This is a genomic window from Ligilactobacillus sp. 110_WCHN, from assembly GCF_030518115.1.
GTDB lineage: Bacteria > Bacillota > Bacilli > Lactobacillales > Lactobacillaceae > Ligilactobacillus > Ligilactobacillus aviarius_C.
In genome coordinates, this window is sequence record NZ_JAULLI010000003.1 from 1 (window position 1) to 15,722 (window position 15,722).

Below are 15,722 nucleotides of genomic sequence, written 5' to 3' on the forward strand. Positions count from 1 at the left end.
AGGAGTTTCAAATGGCATATCAAGATTTATGCAAAAAGATTATCGCCGGCGTTGGCGGTAAGGATAACGTAATCAGTGTGGTTCACTGTACGACCCGGCTACGGTTTAAGTTAAAGGATGAAAAGAAGGCCAATGATGAAGAGGTCAAAAACATTGATGGCGTCATCTCAGTCGTTAAAGCAGGCGGCCAATATCAGGTTGTAATTGGAAATAACGTTGCCGATGTTTATGATGAATTGATCAAAATCGGTGGCTTTTCCGGCGGTGGGGAAGTTCCGGATGACTATGAAGATACAAGTAACATGAGTTTGCTTGATCGTTTTATCGATATAATTTCAAGCATTTTCACCCCGGCCTTAGGTCCGTTGTGTGCTGCCGGAATGCTCAAAGGCTTTGCCGCGATGTTTGCTTCATTGGGATGGATTGCCAAAACTTCGGGGACATATCAAATTTTGTATGCGATTGGGGATAGTTTCTTCTACTTCCTGCCAATTGTTTTAGCATTAAGTGCATCAAAGAAATTTCACCTTGATAAGTACATTGGATTAACGATTGCGGCTGTCATGTGTTATCCATCGATTGTTGCCATGGCAAACAGTCATCATGTTCTCTTTACGTTATTTAAAGGAACATTCTTACAATCTGAAATTCACGCAACGTTCTTAGGAATTCCGGTGGTGGCTGCAAGCTATACTTCATCAGTTATTCCGATTATTTTAGCGGTTTGGTTTGCCGGTCATGTTCAAAAATGGATGCGGAAAATTATTCCCGACACCGTTAAGTTATTCTTAGTTCCGTTCTTTACATTGTTAATTGCGGTTCCAGTTAGTTTGATCGTGATTGGACCAGTGGCTACTTGGTTAGGTGACATTATTGGCTTTGCATGTAAAGCAGTTTACGGCTTTAGTCCAATTTTAGCTGGATTATTATTAGCTGGTTTCTGGCAAGTCTTTGTTATGTTTGGCCTTCACTGGGGAATCGTTGCCGTTGCGATGGCTAATTTAGCAGCTTTAGGATACATGCCAATTTTACCTTTATCATACACGGTTTGCTTTGCCCAAATTGGAGTTGTTTTAGCAATTATTTTCCAAACCAAAGATCAAAAGTTGCGTTCCGTTGCGATTCCAGCGTTTGTTTCCGGAATCTTTGGGGTTACTGAACCTGCAATTTACGGGGTAACCCTTCCACGGAAAAAGCCATTTATTTTAAGTTGTATTGCCGGGGCTGTTACTGGTGGAATTATTGGTGCATTCCATGGACTTGGATATATGATGGGTGGAATGGGAATCTTTGTATATCCATCAATGATTAACCCAAAGGCTGGAATTGGCATGGGCTTCTGGGGAACAATTATTGCTTCCGTTGTTGGTTTTATTCTCGGGTTCCTTCTTCAAGTTCTCTTTGGTAAAAATGCGGTTGATGGCCCAGAAGTTGCTGCTGCCGTTGAAGCTCCAGCACCAGTGGTTGATGAAGTTTATGATCATGACGAAACTCAAGGTGCTCAACCGGAAAAGCAAAATGTTTGCTACAACCCAGCAACAACTTTGGCAAGTCCAATCAAAGGAAATGCCGTTCCGCTTGCAAGTATTAAAGATGAAGTGTTTGCATCAGGTGCGATGGGTAAGGGCGTTGCCGTTGAACCATCAGATAATGTAATCGCCGCTCCTGATGATGCCGAAGTTTTGATGACGTTCCCAACTGGACACGCAATTGGGTTACGGACGAAAGACGGTGCTGAAGTTTTGATCCACATTGGAATGGATACCGTTGAACTTCAAGGAAAAGGATTTGAAACATTGGTTAATAAAGGTGACCACGTAACCAAGGGACAACAGTTAATTAAATTTGATTTAGATGAAATTAAAAACGCCGGTTATGACACTACAATTCCGATGGTAATCACTAACTCAAAGAATTATCACGAAATCAAAGCCGTTAAGGAAGGTCAAGTGAATGCCGGCGACGAATTACTTAGCTTGAAATAGGAGGTTTGAGAGATGAGTTTTCCAAAGAATTTCTATTGGGGCGGCGCAACGGCTGCTAACCAAATTGAAGGTGCATATAATGTTGATGGTCGGGGACTGGCCCGGACGGATGTAACCACGGCCGGTTCGCTTCATCAAAACCGTCAAGTAACATATAAGTTTAAGGATGGGCGAACAGGAAAGGGGTCATTTATTCCGAGTGATGCAACTGGGGCCGTTTTGCCCGGCGAATATTACCCGAACCAGGAAGCAATTGATTTTTACCATCACTACAAAGAAGACATCAAACTTTTTGCTGAAATGGGCTTTAAAATGTTCCGGATGTCGATTTCATGGTCGCGGATTTTTCCAACGGGTGAAGAAGACAAGCCGAATCAAGCAGGACTTGATTTTTACCGGAAAGTCTTTGAAGAGTTGCATAAGTACAACATTGAACCGTTAGTTACAATTTCGCATTCCGACGATCCGCTTGCAATGGAAGAAAAGTACCATGACTGGGGTAACCGGAAAGTCATTGATTTATATGCTAAGTTTGCTGAAACATTATTTAAAGAATACAAGGGATTAGTTCACTATTGGTTAACGTTTAATGAAATCAACAGTACGGTCATGTTCATACACTTTGGCGGTCATCAAGCTTCCGATGAAGAATACCAGCACGCATACCAAAAGTTGCATTATCAATTTGTTGCAAGTGCAAAAGCCGTTCAAATTGGACATCAAATCGATCCTGATAATCAGATTGGATGCATGATCTGCGGAATTGCAACTTATCCGTTGACACCGGATCCAAAGGACATCCTATTAAATGAACATATGTGGGAACGTGACATCTATTATTGCGGCGATGTGCAATGCAAAGGAAAGTATCCAACGTTTGCTCACCGGTTATGGGATAAGCATCATGTTAAACTTGATATTACTGATGAAGATCGTGAGATTTTGAAAAACGGAACGGTTGATATGTATACTTTCTCGTATTACATGTCGAGTGCGGTTACGACCCATAAAGATCAGGAAGAAGTTGGCGGAAACCTTTCAACCGGCGCCCGGAATCCATACCTGAATTATTCCGAATGGGAATGGGCAGATGATCCAGACGGGTTGCAATACTACCTTGAAAAGATGTACGACCGGTATGAATTACCGATGATGATTGTCGAAAATGGATTAGGAGCAATCGACAAAATCGATGCTGATGGTAAAATCCATGATGACTACCGGATTCAATATTTGAAAGAACACATTGAAGCCATGGACCGCGCAATCCAAAATGGAGTTGATTTACGCGGATACACGACTTGGGGATGCATTGACTTAGTTTCAGCTGGAACAGGGCAAATGTCAAAGCGTTACGGATTCATTTATGTTGACCGCGATGATCAAGGTCATGGAACAATGAAACGGATGAAGAAAGATTCGTTTGATTGGTACCGGAAAGTAATTAAATCAAATGGTGAAGAATTATAATCATCAAGAAGGTTCTGGTGGAAGCCAGAACCTTTTTTATATAATGTTTCATGTGAAACACAAACGGAAAAGGGTGAAACATTGGAACGGCAGGAATTAATTGATTTGGTATTAGCTAATACAGATGGTTATGAATGTTATCCGTTTAACGGACCGAATAGTCATGAAAAAATCAAATGGATGGTTATCAAACATCAATCGAATAATAAAATTATGGCGCTGATTTTTGAAATTGACGGTCAATTATTGATTGATATTAAGCTTGATCCAGATAAAGGTGACATTTTAAGACAAAGTGAAACGGGATTTTATCCTGGATATCATATGAATAAAGTTCATTGGAATACGGTTGCGGTTAATTTGACTTCACTGACGGCAGATGAGCTCTTAGGACTTATCAAAGAAAGTGCAAAGTTAACAGCCAAGTAATTGTCAATTATTAACGGAATGATTAAGATTAAAAGTAAAGATCAAACTAAAGCGAGGGATTGAGATGCGAAAATTAGCATTGATCGGCGATAGTCATGGGAACTATCAAGCATTGAAGGCTGTATTGGAAGATGCCCAAAAACAAAACGTTGATGATTACATTGTTTTAGGTGACATTACGAATCGCGGGCCAGAGCCGTTGGAATGTGTTGAAGCCCTTCAACAGGTTAACCCGTTAACGTGGATCATTGGGAATCATGAGGCGGTTTATCGAAGTTTGATTGATCATCAATTCACGGATTTTGAAAATAATCCAAAAGCAATTATGGCGATCATTACTTCGACGTATGACCGGGAAAAACTTGGAAAAGCAAAATTTGATTGGTTATCCCAATTACCATTGAGACAGGAAATTAAAGTCGAAGAAATTACTTTTAATATTTTTCATTCGACTCCAACTAAATGCCGCGGCGGTTTCAGTTATCCAACAAATGAACAGGCTAATTTTGACGAATTGATGAGTCAAACTGATGCGGACGTTGGAATTTACGGCCATACGCATCGTTCAATTTTACGGATGACGAATGATGGCCGGTACATTTTCAATCCCGGAAGTGTTGGAATGCCAGTATCTGATCGGTTAGAAATCAGTGGAAAAGCCAGTTACGGCATTTTAACGATCGATCATCGAAGTGTTTTAAGTTGGGATCAGCGTAATGTTCCTTATGACTTAGAAAAGGAATTGCAAATTGCCCATGAACGGGAAATTCCATACTATGATCTATATGAAGAATTATTGCGGACCGGAAAGTTTACGTTCAATCAAGCAAAAGTTGCTGCTGAAAATCAAAAGTGCGATTACTTAACGCAAGCATTATCAAACGTGGAGAAGATTGAATGGTAAAAAAAGATAACTCATATGAAGAAAATGAAAGTGTGACGTGGGAAAAGTTGCAATCGGAACAATTCAAAAACTATCGCGTCGTTAAACGTAATTTGTTTTTTAATGTTCTGACGTATGTTTTAATTTTCCTGATCGAATATTGGCTTGCAATCCAGAGTGAGGCGGAGGTTTTAAAAGCGGATGCCTTTAATAACTTATCCGGGGTGATTTCGACGTTCCTATTGATTGTTGGAATTCACATTGCCAGTGATGAAGATGAAACGCGGCTGATTGGATTTCCGGTGAGTGATCAAAATGAGTTGAGTAACCAGAAAAGGGTGCGCTTATCACGCTTCCGCTTTGAAACGATTTTTACGCTTGTAACTTCGATTTTGATGATTGGAATTGCAGTCAATATTATTAGCGGCGGGATTCACGCATTAATGAATCTTAAGACACAAAAAATCCCGAATCCAATTGGAATTGTTGGAGCTGGGATTTCCGTTATTTTGATTCTTTTGATTTATATCATTAACTATTCAAGTGGTAAAAAGACCAACAGCGCAGCGTTGTTAGCTTCGGCCCAAGACAGTCTGGGTGATATTTTAACGAGTGTTGGAACTGCCGTTTCAATTTTTGTAATGTGGAAATTTGGCATTCGGTGGGTCGACAGTGTTGCCAGTATCATTATTGGTTGTTTCATTCTGTACTCGGGATTTAAAATTTTTCTTGAAAGCAGTTTGAACCTTGCTGATTACTTTAATCCGCGAAAAGAAGAAAAATACAAAAAGGTAATTTTAAATAATCCGCAAATCAAATCCGTCCCGGGCTTAACAGCACACTATAACGGAAGTTTGGTGACCGTTGAAGCCGAGGTAACAGTTAGTGGGAAGATGACTGTTAAAGAATCATTTATTCTTGCTGAACAGATTGAAGAAACCTTAAAGCAGGAGTGCGGCGTTTCGGATACAAAGATTATTTTTTATCCAAATGAAATTTAAAAAGCGATGAGCAATTTTTGCTCATCGCTTTTTATGTGTTTCACATGAAACATTTACTGTTGATTTTCGAGTTCAATAATATACCGGATCGTCTTCCGCAGTTCTTCGCGAATATCTTCGCGTTTCACGTGTAACTTTGGGAAAGTATCGGCCCAGTTTAAGTAACAGAATTTCTGTTGAACGTGGGCAATCATTTCCATGTGAATGCCGCTTTCGCGATTTTGGTCGGCAAGATTCCGATCAAGTTCCTTGTAAGTTGGCAACCCTTCTTCAAGGGTGATGACTGGAATTTGAGTGTTTGTTCCAAGTTCATCTTTGATGATATTGGCGAATTCTTCGTAGGTCATGTTAATGTCACCGATGGCAAATGTTTCCCGGTGGTGACCATAGAGGAGGGCGCCGACCGCAGCTTCACCAACTTGGGTAGCCGTTACACATGCAGTTCCACCTTTAAAGACTGGATAAACATCATTGTCGCGAATTCGGTCAACAAACATTTGCCATAATGGCATACGTTCCTTCATTGTTCCGAAGATGTATGGTAAGCGTAATCCGCAAACTTCCATCTTGCCTTCGCCTTCAGCAAAAGCAACTTGTTCTTGGAGAAGACGGGTGTTGATGTACGGTGAGTCTTTCAAACCGGTTTCAGGATAACGTTCAGCCATTTCAGCAAAGTATGAGCCAAAGACAACAAATTTTTTCAATCCTGCCTGACAGGCCAGGCGAACCATCCGTTGCGTTGGTAAAACATTTGCCTCATAGTAAAATCGTTTTGCTGGAATTTCAGCTTGAATTCGTTCATCGGCTCCGGCAGCATAAATAAAGCCATCACAATCGCTTAACATCTCAACGACTTCGTGGTCATTCATTTCATTGATATTTCCAACGAGACATTCAACATTGTCCATACCTTCAAGGGGATTATCTTCTTTGATTACCGTATCTTTTTTAGGTGGAAGTGAAAGGGTTTTGACTTTAATATCATTATTTAATAATTCTTTAATTGTATGGTATCCAAGAAAACCGGTTCCACCGAGAACAAAAACTTTATTAAATTTCGTTGAAATCTCCTCCTTCATTCATTATTCCATATCGCTTGCGCTTAAATTATGGGCTAAATAACCTTCAGCACAGGCCTGAATGGCAGAAATGCAATCATCGAGCATGGTTGCAATTTGGCCGCCATTTTTTTGCGCGGTATCAAGCTTTTTGGCTGCATTTGATTTATGAACATCCAGGTAACCGAAGTTTGAAACGGCGATTGACCCGTAAAGTTGAGCAATTCCGTTAATGGCAAGCATTTCATCGACCCCAAAACAAGGATTGTCTTCAGCAATAATTGTCTGTAGCGGTTCAGGTAACTGATGCGCATTTGCAAGGTTATCAATCGCAAGGGCAACCATAATCGCATTGCGAACTTCCCGTTTACTTAAGACCTTGCGAACGGCCATTTCCGCTTCATTGATCGTCAATTCACTGTTGAATTGTCGCTGATGTTCCCATGCATGGGTGGCAATTTCATTAAGCGAAATATCGCGTTTTTTAAGTTCAGTTTGAATGTAATTCCAAACTTCCTGATCAGGATAAACATCATTTGACATCTTTTCACTTCCCTTAAACTTATTCAATCAGCATTATATTAAATAAGCGCTTCCAGAGCAATTATTTGAACTGGGAATTGCATTCAGCATTTAGTTATTGTTGAATTATTTTTTATTAAAATTGGTATATACATTTATTCGAGAAAGCGTTATCATTCTTTATAAGAAAGGAGGAATCTCAGATGGAAGATTTAGTTTTACAGCTGTCAGAGCGCGAATCGCTTTATCAACTTTATCTGTACGCTTTTAACCGCCAAGATTCACCCGCGCGGAAAGCGTTTTTTATGGATCGGGTTGAACATGGAAAAGTTTTTCGAATCAAAGATGGCGAGCAGGTTGTCAGCGGCCTGTACCGACTACCGTTTGAGCTTCGAATTGGGGATCAGCCTTTTCAAATGGGCGGAATTGGCGATGTGATGACTTATCCGGAATACGGCGGACGTGGGTACGCAACTACCTTATTAAAAACCGCTTTAGCGGACATGAACGCCGATGGATATGAATTGTCATTTTTAGCCCCATTCTCGCAACGTTATTATCGCCGGTTGGGTTATGAGCAGGCTGTCAGTGCGTTTACATACGAAATTGATGCGCAAAAGTTTCGGCCAGCCAAAGTAGAAGCTCAGCGCAAGGTCGAACGAACACCGCTTGCAAATTCCGTGGATGAGGTTGCTGAATATTATCGCCAAACGGTTGCAACGCAAGATGGAAAGATCAACCGGCAGCCATGGTGGTGGCATTACCTCACCTTGAAAAATAAATGGAATGTAGCGAAGGTCTATGATTCAACTCAAATGACGGGTTATGCAATTTATGAAATTCAGGGGACGAATATCGTTGTTTCTGAAATGAATTACCAAGATTGGGATACGTACCAAACGCTGTTGAATTTCATTGCGGCGCATTCAAGCATGGTTGAACGATTCATTTTTAAGGATTACAGCAATTTTTACCAGGGACACTATTCACTTGAGCCAGGTGAAATGAATGTGCATGTCGAGCCGTATATGATGGGCCGAATTGTTAACTTTAAACGGTTTATTGCCAAATATCCGTTTGAAAATGAGTTTGGAACAATGTTCATCAAGATTGAAGATGATGTTCTTCAATCGAATAACGGCGTTTGGAAGGTAAGCAAAGCGGGAATCGAACAAGAGTTTCAGGAAGATCATTGGCAAATCAGGGGGAAGATTAATGATTTGTCAGCCTTTTTCTTTGGACAATTGTCTTTAGAACAAGCGGTTCAACTTCATCGAATTCAAGTGCAAGCAATTAATGACGAGCAATTAGCGCAGTTTGATTCGGCAGTGAAGAAGAATATTTTAGGGTTTAATGATTACTTTTAATTATTAAGAGATTGTTAGAAAACTCAGCAATCTCTTTTTTTATGGTCGTAATTTAAAATTTTAAAGGGCTGTAATCCATTGCGACTGTAAGGATTAAGCGATGGAAGATAAGCTTACAGCGAAACGGTGATTGGGAATTAAGAATTCAATTAGAAATCGAGCTAAAGGCTGGGGTAGCTTAAGGTGCGGTGTTAGGATAAAGGTGAAATTAAAGGAAAGGTTGAAGGAGGGATTCCAATGAAAAAAGTATTAAATTTCTTTGTTAAGAAACATGATTTAGCTTCAATCACCGCATTGATGCAGAACTTAAAGTACAACCGTAATTTATAGAATTTGAAGGAATACAAAATGGATTCACATAAGTAAAAACACTCACGAGATATTTAAATCTGGTGAGTGTTTTTTTAATGCTGATGTTGTTTTTTGATAATTTGCTCAGCCCGGCGCTCTGGAATTATCCAAACGGCGGTTGCAAGGATCACCGTAATGATGATTGCTGGCGGGTAAAAATATCCGCAAATGAATCCTATAATTTGAATCAAAAAATAAATTGTAAATTTCCGTGGTCGATAAATCACTTGGAAAAGCGCCTTATTGGCTTTATCCGCCCAGTAAAGGGTAAAGCAAAGTAAAACATACATTAATGAAATCAGTAAAAAGACGATTCCAAAGAAAAATTCAGCAACCCGCGCAAAAAAGTGATCACTGACAAAAGTGGTTACGTATGGGAAAAACGAAATCGCAAAAAGTAACAATGAATTTGCCCATAAAACACCGCCGTTAATTTTACGAACGACTTGAAATGTGTTGTGCAGATTATGCCAGGTAATACATAAAACAAAAAATGAAGTTGCATATGTTAAGTATTCCTTATGCAATGCTAAAACGGCACTTAACGTCGCAGAGGCTGGTTGCTTTAAGCTTAAAACTAAAACCGTCATAACGATCGCAAGCACAGCATCAAAAAACGCGGTCAACCGGTCCTTACTCATTTAACAAGTTTCCTTTTAGATTAAATTAACCAGTTTAGTTTAGCATAGTTAATTAACGTTTTTAAAATCAGGGGTTTCGTTATTCAACGGGAAACTCTTAACTTCCGTATTATTCAGTTCATGATTAAGGTCAACGCATTGAACCGTTGAATTTTTGTATGATTTCCAGTAAAACTTCAGTGATTCAGCGCACATTGCAGCCGAATAGATCGTTTCATCGTAATCTTGTTGATTTCCATGATCAGCGACTTTGACGATTCCAAGCGGCATGGCCACGTTATCGAGCAAATGGAATAGATATTGAATTCCTTCTTCTTCATTTTGACCCTTGATGCCATAATATTTAAGAAATGATGCCCGAATAAAACGCGATTGCGAAGTGAAATCACCAGGTAATCCGAGGGCACCGGTTCCCTTAAATGGTTTTTGAACTTCGATGCCATCCATGTTACGGTCAGGGAATTCATCGTTTTTAACGTTCAAGTAACTTAAAAGGTTTTGCTTGTGCCAACGATAATCGGGACTGTTGGTCATTACGCCAGCAGTATGCCGGTAAATGGTCATTTGTTGGTTATCAGGTTCGATAATGATCGTTTCCCCGGAACGGTCAGAAAAGACCCAGTGAACGGTTGCGGTTGAACCAGCAAGTGATTGGTTAACGCACGTTGCCTTTTTTGTAAGCAGGTCAACGACTTCATCAACGGTTGCACATTGAAGAAGCGCATGGGTAACAACATAACCCGGGTTAAGTTCTTGGCTATTTGGTCGCGGAACATCAGGAAATGATGCGAATCCAGCATAGAAAAGCTGACCGCCCATTAATCCTTTTTCGTTGATTCCTTCGTAAAAGACGGGTGTAACCTGCATGGCCATTGTTCCGACACCGACTGCCGCGTATTTTGACGTTACAATGTTTTCTTCACTTAAATTATGATCATAAGGCGTTCCGGCAGTATAGTATTTTAAGCCGCGCGGAACAACGGTTGTTGCTGATTCGGCAATCGAATTGAAATCATAATTCCGGCCCCAGATGTGTTTGCCGTCTTGGGTCTCCCACGCAATACTTGAACATCCGGCATTTAGTTGTTTTGCGACTTGACGAATCTTTGAATTCATATGATCAGCTCCTATCTAATTTCATCTTCGTTATAGCATAACGGACCCTAAAAGGTTATTAGTCCAACTTTTGGTAACCTTCTTTTAATAATTGAGCCAGACCTTCATCATGAAAATCATAAATTTGGCATACGTCTTTAATGAACGCAAAGGTCGCTTTCAAGTAGTCTTTTGAGTCCGTTAGCTGCATGATTTGAATTGCTTCCTTAATGTTTTGCAGGCCAATTGATTGTCCTGAAAGAAGAAAAACAATTCCTGAAAAGAGCTTATAAAGGGTCTTTTCAAAGAGCATGTCTGCATGAAGCGAAAAATTAGCAAGCTTGCTGACGACCTTGATGGCAGCCATTAAATCCTGATGAGAAATATCAAACGCAAGAATTACGCATAAGCTGCGGAAACTTTCATTTCCATAAATATGCATTAATTCGTAACTATCTAAATTGCGAATGATTCGCTTTTCCATGGCGTTAACGGCTGACGGTTCAAAGATAAAAATTACACTATTGAAAAGAGTGTGCTCGTAATGGGTCCACACGTCGCATTTCAAAAGGTAATTTAAAAGAATCTTCTTGGATTCCTGATCAAGTGGTTCATTTTGAAGCGAATTTAGAATAAGGGTTGTGACGCATTTAAGATGAAGGTAAGTCTGGTTATTTGGATTTTGTTGTGCATAAGTGGAAATCGTTGCGTGAATTTCCTGCATTAACGGGATGTTTCTGGTAATCGTCGCGTCCCGAATCTGCATTGCAATTTCATTGAAATAATCTGGTTTATACCCGCGCGAAATATAGAGAAATTCTTCAAAACTGACATGCAAATTTTGAAGCAAAGTCAAAAAGCTGTTAACGGAAGGCTGCGTTTCACCATTCACGAACCGGTTATAAGAAGATTTAGTAATGGTGTTATTGGTAATTTGTTGGATTGAAATATGTTTGTTTCTTCGAATATTTGAAATGGCTTTTCCAAAATCCATTTGATCACATCCTTAAGGCAATTTTTCAATTTAATGATATCGTTTTCACAATTTAGTTGCAAATTTGACAACGAATTCCCAATAGTGGTTATCTCACCCATTTAAAGAAAATAATTTAGTTATACTTAAAGGGTAGGGAATAGCAAATAAAATTAATAATCACGGAGAAAGTAATTAATGTTTCGGTCTTTCGTAGAACGGATTATTGATATTCGGGTCTTGGGAAGCGGATCCGAGTTCAAAAATCGTTATTCCTGAGTACAAGTGTTATGGGGATAAAAATGGTCTGGATTAGTGGGATCCAGACCATTTTTTTAGTTGTTATTAACGTGTACTTTCACCGTCATATGTCGTATCTTGTTGCTGTTGTGCTAAGTCTTGTGAGCGGTAGTAATTGTTATCTAACCAAATTCCGGCACCGCTAGCAGCAGCTAAGACTGGGACGTCTTTTCCATTAATATTCTCAGTCATGACCTTATAATATTCACCATCGCCGGCACTTTGATACCAGCCATAAACATTTAACCATCCATTAATATGGTTAAAGTAAGCCCAGTTTCGTTTACTACTGTCAATTGTACTTGGGTTTGTATTTTCATTAGCCTGTTTTTCTGAATCCGTAATCTTATGAACTTCAGTAACATCATTCGGGTCTTCAGAATCGGTTAATTTATTACCACTAATTGTAATCGATGTAATTTTATCGTCGGTTTTATCGTATGTATACCATGTCCCTTGCATGTCTGCCGGGAAGTTATCCGGAGCATCTGATTGTGAACTAGAATTTTGACTAGCATTATTACTTGTCTTTTGGCCATTCAATTTAGGCGTCTTTCCATTGGCAATCGCCTTGAATCCGTTACTCAAATCTTGATTAGCCGTTTCTTTAAAGTGCAAACCGTCATCGGGGCCGTTATTGGCAGATTTCGTTACATTCCCGTTAGTTTGTTGGGTAATTAAAACGACTGGATCACCATTATGGAAAGTAAAGAGGTAAAGGTGCTCATTCATCGGTTGAGCAGTATCGCTGTCGCAGTAGATTGCGACCACGTTATAATCGGCATTGCCAGTTCCGTCATTTGACCATTTCATTGAAACGGTTTGGTTATCAACCTTTAACAAAGTTTGATCGAACTGTTGCGGAAATGCGATGCCGTAAAAATTAGTATTATTTCCCGGGCCATAGCTCTTATATTGCTGGTTCATTGTTGTACCCCATTTTTGCATAAATGAAGCCAGTTTCTGATTTTTCGATTGATTCCACGATGACTGTTCCTGTTGGTCACTAGCTGTTGTTGTCGTTGCGGCCGTTGCTGATGACTGATTCTTTTGGTTATTTTGATCAGCAACCTTATTAGTTTTAACTGCATTGTTTTGATGCGTTGAATGACTAACTTGTGAGTTTCCGCAACCGCCAAGTAAAACAGCGGAAGTCAAAAGCGGAACAAGAAGGAATCCTTTTTTCATGTGATCCACACTCCTTAAAATTATTTACATTGTTAGTATATCAAAAATCAAAACAATTCAACGAGGTTATTTCTTTCTGATTTGGGCGGCGATCCGCGGGCCAATCAGAGCGGTCAAAATGGCCTTAACTGTATCTCCTGGAATAAAGACTAAACTCGAAATTAAAGTTGAAGTTAATTTGGCATGGGTATACCATGCTAACCATATTCCACCCGCAACGTCCATGAACAAAACGCCCCATAACCAAACGATAACGAGGGTCAATGAGAATCGTTGAATATGAAACTGCTGCAAACAAAAGCCGATTAGAAATGGGACGATCAGCCAAGTATAAAGATAGCCGCTTGTTGGACTAAAAAATTGGGCGGGCCCACCGGTGATCAATGAAATCAGCAGGAACAGGGCAACACTGGCCGTTCCTTTTTTCGGCCCTAAAATAACTCCCGCAAGCATGATTCCAAGGTTTTGAACAACGATTGGAACGGGAAGAATCCCGGTTGGAATCGGTGGGATAAATCCTAAAACTAAAATACAAGCGGCCATTAAAGCGACCTGAGCAAGACTGATTGTTGATGAATGTTTCATAAAAAACTCCTTAAAATACGATTTAAGGATAGTTTTACACATTGTTAACCATAAATCAACATTAAAGTTAACAATTATCGTAAAAACAGATTGCCTAAATTTGCAAAACCATTTTCAGCAATGCGTTTTTGGGCAATTTGGTTTGCAACTTGGTAAAGGTGTTTGACTTCAGGTGTAAACTTAATGTTTTTGATATGCTGGTCAATCAAAATGTAGGTTGAAAAATCATGGATCAATCTTACGCAACAGGTAATTGAGTCCATTCCATGATTTAAATTTTGCGCAGCTTTCAGAATCAATTGTCCAAGTTGGCCGCTTTGGTAATGATCAGGAAGTGAGTTATATGCGGCATCAATCAGGCCGAACAATTCTTGATTACTTATTTTCCCCATGATATTTCTCCTTAAAAATAAATTTTTTGAACTTCCCCTGAATAATATGTTTGAAGATGGTTTTGTTTGTCCTTAACGACTAAGCCGCCATCATTGCTAAGATCGACAACTTCGCCATGTGTCAGTTTCGAGCCGACCTGCATATCGATTTGTTTGCCCATTAGATTTAATCGTTGGCGGTATTCTTGAAGATAGTGGCCGTCTTCATAATCGGTGAGAATACTGAGTAAGTTATTGATCAGTTCAGCAGCAATCGTGTTAAGGTCGGCTGGAAGACGATCGCTGATGGCTTGCACTTTTGATTTTAATTCTTTAGGAAAATCTTGAGTTGTTAGGTTAATGCCAACGCCAATTACTAATTCGGTTGGTGCTAAGGATTCAAGGTCAGCGGTTGCTTCCGTTAAGATCCCTGCGATTTTTTTGTGACCAATGTAAAGGTCGTTGACCCACTTTACGCTGAAATTTTGTTCCGGAAAGAATTTTTGAAGGGCATGAATGACCCCAATCGCAATGCTTGTTGTTACTAGTGAAGGATTAAGGGGTTGATTATTCAACGGAACGGCAAGACTTAAATAAATTCCACCGTGATCCGGTGAATAAAAATTGCGTTTAAAGCGGCCGTAACCCTTTGTTTGTTTTTCGGCAATCACCGCCAGTGGTTGGGTTAACGAATGAACGCCGAGATATTCTTTAAGATACGTGTTAGTTGAATTGATCGTTTTAAAAGTTTGGACGTCAACGGATTGATCAAGTTGACGTTCGATCAGTGCATTATTTAATGCATACCCGGTTTCAAGCTGATAGCCGGCGCTGCGTTTGCTTTTGATTTGGAAGCCGTCATTTTCAAGGGCTTTAATGTATTTCCAAACCATTGTGCGGCTAATGTTGAACTTTTGGGCCAGTTCATCGCCCGAGATCCAATCATTTTGTGAAGTAAAAAGTAAATTTAAAATTTCCTGTTTAAAATCCATGATCAAACTCCATATAGTTATTCTTGTAAACATTATACAGCGATTAAGGTTAATAAAAAACACCCGCGATCAGTCTGTGTCAAGATTAGAGGAAATTAAGTGATCTTAGGTGTTTTAATGTGTAGGATTGAATTGTAATATGAGATGTAACTACCTCATCTCAAAGGTAATGAAACTGGCATTGGAATTCAATTCTTTTTCGAGCTCAAATTATTTGCGTCAAAAATTAATTCTTTTTTCTTGATTCAGCTGACAATTGCGTTATAACGAAAGTGTAAGGAATCTTAATTCCGAAATTGGAAGAAGGCGAGTAGTTATGGCTAAGACTTTAAGTAAGGAAGAGCGGAAAGAACTTGCTCGGAAAGCAATGGAAGCTCGTGCTAAGGAACCAGCCAAGAAACAAGGAGCCGGGTTCGCACAATTGGATGCTGACGCCAAGAAGTTACAAAATTAGAATTTGAAAACTGAATATTTAATAGGCAGATCTCTTAGGGAGGTCTGTTTTTTTAGT

At 39.6% G+C, this 15,722-nt stretch carries 16 protein-coding genes; 7 read left to right on the forward strand and 9 right to left on the reverse strand.

The window, feature by feature from the left end:
- Nucleotides 1-11 precede the first annotated feature (11 nt).
- From Q3C15_RS01625 to Q3C15_RS01645, 5 genes are all read left to right on the forward strand, one after another.
- The gene (locus tag Q3C15_RS01625) at nucleotides 12-1,985 is read left to right on the forward strand and encodes a beta-glucoside-specific PTS transporter subunit IIABC (RefSeq protein WP_302703816.1); all 1,974 of its coding nucleotides are present in this window, start codon (nucleotides 12-14) and stop codon (nucleotides 1,983-1,985) included.
- A 12-nt stretch (nucleotides 1,986-1,997) separates the two neighbouring features.
- On the forward strand, nucleotides 1,998-3,455 hold the full coding sequence (locus tag Q3C15_RS01630) for a glycoside hydrolase family 1 protein (RefSeq protein ID WP_283601045.1): 1,458 nt from the start codon (nucleotides 1,998-2,000) through the stop codon (nucleotides 3,453-3,455).
- An 81-nt stretch (nucleotides 3,456-3,536) separates the two neighbouring features.
- Nucleotides 3,537-3,884, forward strand: coding sequence for an MmcQ/YjbR family DNA-binding protein (locus tag Q3C15_RS01635; RefSeq protein ID WP_283601044.1), 348 nt, complete (start codon nucleotides 3,537-3,539; stop codon nucleotides 3,882-3,884).
- Nucleotides 3,885-3,948: 64 nt separating this feature from the next.
- Nucleotides 3,949-4,788, forward strand: coding sequence for a metallophosphoesterase (locus Q3C15_RS01640; RefSeq protein ID WP_064212786.1), 840 nt, complete (start codon nucleotides 3,949-3,951; stop codon nucleotides 4,786-4,788).
- Nucleotides 4,782-5,768, forward strand: a complete 987-nt coding sequence (locus Q3C15_RS01645; protein WP_302703699.1) for a cation diffusion facilitator family transporter — start codon at nucleotides 4,782-4,784, stop codon at nucleotides 5,766-5,768. Before Q3C15_RS01640 ends, Q3C15_RS01645 begins: the two co-directional genes overlap by 7 nt.
- 53 nt (nucleotides 5,769-5,821) lie before the next feature.
- Here the strand turns inward: Q3C15_RS01645 and Q3C15_RS01650 are convergent, their stop codons facing one another.
- On the reverse strand, nucleotides 5,822-6,847 hold the full coding sequence (locus Q3C15_RS01650; protein ID WP_302703701.1) for an NAD(P)-dependent oxidoreductase: 1,026 nt from the start codon (nucleotides 6,845-6,847) through the stop codon (nucleotides 5,822-5,824).
- A gap of 3 nt (nucleotides 6,848-6,850) precedes the next feature.
- Nucleotides 6,851-7,369 (reverse strand): phosphatidylglycerophosphatase A, encoded by a 519-nt coding sequence (locus Q3C15_RS01655; protein WP_302703703.1) that lies wholly within the window; start codon nucleotides 7,367-7,369, stop codon nucleotides 6,851-6,853.
- Between the two features lie 182 nt (nucleotides 7,370-7,551).
- Between Q3C15_RS01655 and Q3C15_RS01660 the strand changes: the two genes are divergently transcribed.
- Nucleotides 7,552-8,715 (forward strand): enhanced intracellular survival protein Eis, encoded by a 1,164-nt coding sequence (locus Q3C15_RS01660; RefSeq protein ID WP_283601041.1) that lies wholly within the window; start codon nucleotides 7,552-7,554, stop codon nucleotides 8,713-8,715.
- 404 nt (nucleotides 8,716-9,119) lie between these two features.
- Here Q3C15_RS01660 and Q3C15_RS01665 read toward each other — a convergent pair whose 3' ends face one another.
- From Q3C15_RS01665 to Q3C15_RS01695, 7 genes are all read right to left on the reverse strand, one after another.
- Complete coding sequence (locus tag Q3C15_RS01665) at nucleotides 9,120-9,707, reverse strand: TMEM175 family protein (protein ID WP_283601040.1); 588 nt, start codon at nucleotides 9,705-9,707, stop codon at nucleotides 9,120-9,122.
- 48 nt (nucleotides 9,708-9,755) lie between these two features.
- On the reverse strand, nucleotides 9,756-10,823 hold the full coding sequence (locus Q3C15_RS01670; RefSeq protein ID WP_057827151.1) for a linear amide C-N hydrolase: 1,068 nt from the start codon (nucleotides 10,821-10,823) through the stop codon (nucleotides 9,756-9,758).
- Between the two features lie 58 nt (nucleotides 10,824-10,881).
- On the reverse strand, nucleotides 10,882-11,796 hold the full coding sequence (locus tag Q3C15_RS01675) for a helix-turn-helix domain-containing protein (protein ID WP_057827150.1): 915 nt from the start codon (nucleotides 11,794-11,796) through the stop codon (nucleotides 10,882-10,884).
- Nucleotides 11,797-12,120: 324 nt separating this feature from the next.
- The gene (locus Q3C15_RS01680; protein ID WP_302703709.1) at nucleotides 12,121-13,263 is read right to left on the reverse strand and encodes a DUF4767 domain-containing protein; all 1,143 of its coding nucleotides are present in this window, start codon (nucleotides 13,261-13,263) and stop codon (nucleotides 12,121-12,123) included.
- A gap of 66 nt (nucleotides 13,264-13,329) precedes the next feature.
- Entirely contained in the window at nucleotides 13,330-13,848 is a 519-nt protein-coding gene (locus tag Q3C15_RS01685) for a biotin transporter BioY (protein WP_282458515.1), read from the reverse strand.
- Nucleotides 13,849-13,922: 74 nt separating this feature from the next.
- The gene (locus Q3C15_RS01690; protein WP_302703713.1) at nucleotides 13,923-14,240 is read right to left on the reverse strand and encodes a hypothetical protein; all 318 of its coding nucleotides are present in this window, start codon (nucleotides 14,238-14,240) and stop codon (nucleotides 13,923-13,925) included.
- Between the two features lie 11 nt (nucleotides 14,241-14,251).
- Complete coding sequence (locus Q3C15_RS01695; protein WP_302703715.1) at nucleotides 14,252-15,211, reverse strand: biotin--[acetyl-CoA-carboxylase] ligase; 960 nt, start codon at nucleotides 15,209-15,211, stop codon at nucleotides 14,252-14,254.
- A gap of 316 nt (nucleotides 15,212-15,527) precedes the next feature.
- Here Q3C15_RS01695 and Q3C15_RS01700 point away from each other — a divergent pair, with 316 nt between their 5' ends.
- Nucleotides 15,528-15,665 (forward strand): hypothetical protein, encoded by a 138-nt coding sequence (locus Q3C15_RS01700; RefSeq protein ID WP_164477236.1) that lies wholly within the window; start codon nucleotides 15,528-15,530, stop codon nucleotides 15,663-15,665.
- The last annotated feature ends 57 nt before the right edge of the window (nucleotides 15,666-15,722 follow it).

Excerpts from the sequence above, each read along its gene's own strand:
- Q3C15_RS01685 (WP_282458515.1), bottom strand. The coding sequence starts at position 13,848 with ATGAAACATTCATCAACAATCAGTCTTGCTCAGGTCGCTTTAATGGCC.
- Q3C15_RS01660 (WP_283601041.1), top strand. The coding sequence starts at position 7,552 with ATGGAAGATTTAGTTTTACAGCTGTCAGAGCGCGAATCGCTTTATCAA.
- Q3C15_RS01695 (WP_302703715.1), bottom strand. The coding sequence starts at position 15,211 with ATGGATTTTAAACAGGAAATTTTAAATTTACTTTTTACTTCACAAAAT.
- Q3C15_RS01700 (WP_164477236.1), top strand. The coding sequence starts at position 15,528 with ATGGCTAAGACTTTAAGTAAGGAAGAGCGGAAAGAACTTGCTCGGAAA.
- Q3C15_RS01680 (WP_302703709.1), bottom strand. The coding sequence starts at position 13,263 with ATGAAAAAAGGATTCCTTCTTGTTCCGCTTTTGACTTCCGCTGTTTTA.
- Q3C15_RS01650 (WP_302703701.1), bottom strand. The coding sequence starts at position 6,847 with ATGAAGGAGGAGATTTCAACGAAATTTAATAAAGTTTTTGTTCTCGGT.
- Q3C15_RS01640 (WP_064212786.1), top strand. The coding sequence starts at position 3,949 with ATGCGAAAATTAGCATTGATCGGCGATAGTCATGGGAACTATCAAGCA.
- Q3C15_RS01675 (WP_057827150.1), bottom strand. The coding sequence starts at position 11,796 with ATGGATTTTGGAAAAGCCATTTCAAATATTCGAAGAAACAAACATATT.
- Q3C15_RS01625 (WP_302703816.1), top strand. The coding sequence starts at position 12 with ATGGCATATCAAGATTTATGCAAAAAGATTATCGCCGGCGTTGGCGGT.
- Q3C15_RS01655 (WP_302703703.1), bottom strand. The coding sequence starts at position 7,369 with ATGTCAAATGATGTTTATCCTGATCAGGAAGTTTGGAATTACATTCAA.
- Q3C15_RS01670 (WP_057827151.1), bottom strand. The coding sequence starts at position 10,823 with ATGAATTCAAAGATTCGTCAAGTCGCAAAACAACTAAATGCCGGATGT.
- Q3C15_RS01665 (WP_283601040.1), bottom strand. The coding sequence starts at position 9,707 with ATGAGTAAGGACCGGTTGACCGCGTTTTTTGATGCTGTGCTTGCGATC.
- Q3C15_RS01690 (WP_302703713.1), bottom strand. The coding sequence starts at position 14,240 with ATGGGGAAAATAAGTAATCAAGAATTGTTCGGCCTGATTGATGCCGCA.
- Q3C15_RS01630 (WP_283601045.1), top strand. The coding sequence starts at position 1,998 with ATGAGTTTTCCAAAGAATTTCTATTGGGGCGGCGCAACGGCTGCTAAC.
- Q3C15_RS01645 (WP_302703699.1), top strand. The coding sequence starts at position 4,782 with ATGGTAAAAAAAGATAACTCATATGAAGAAAATGAAAGTGTGACGTGG.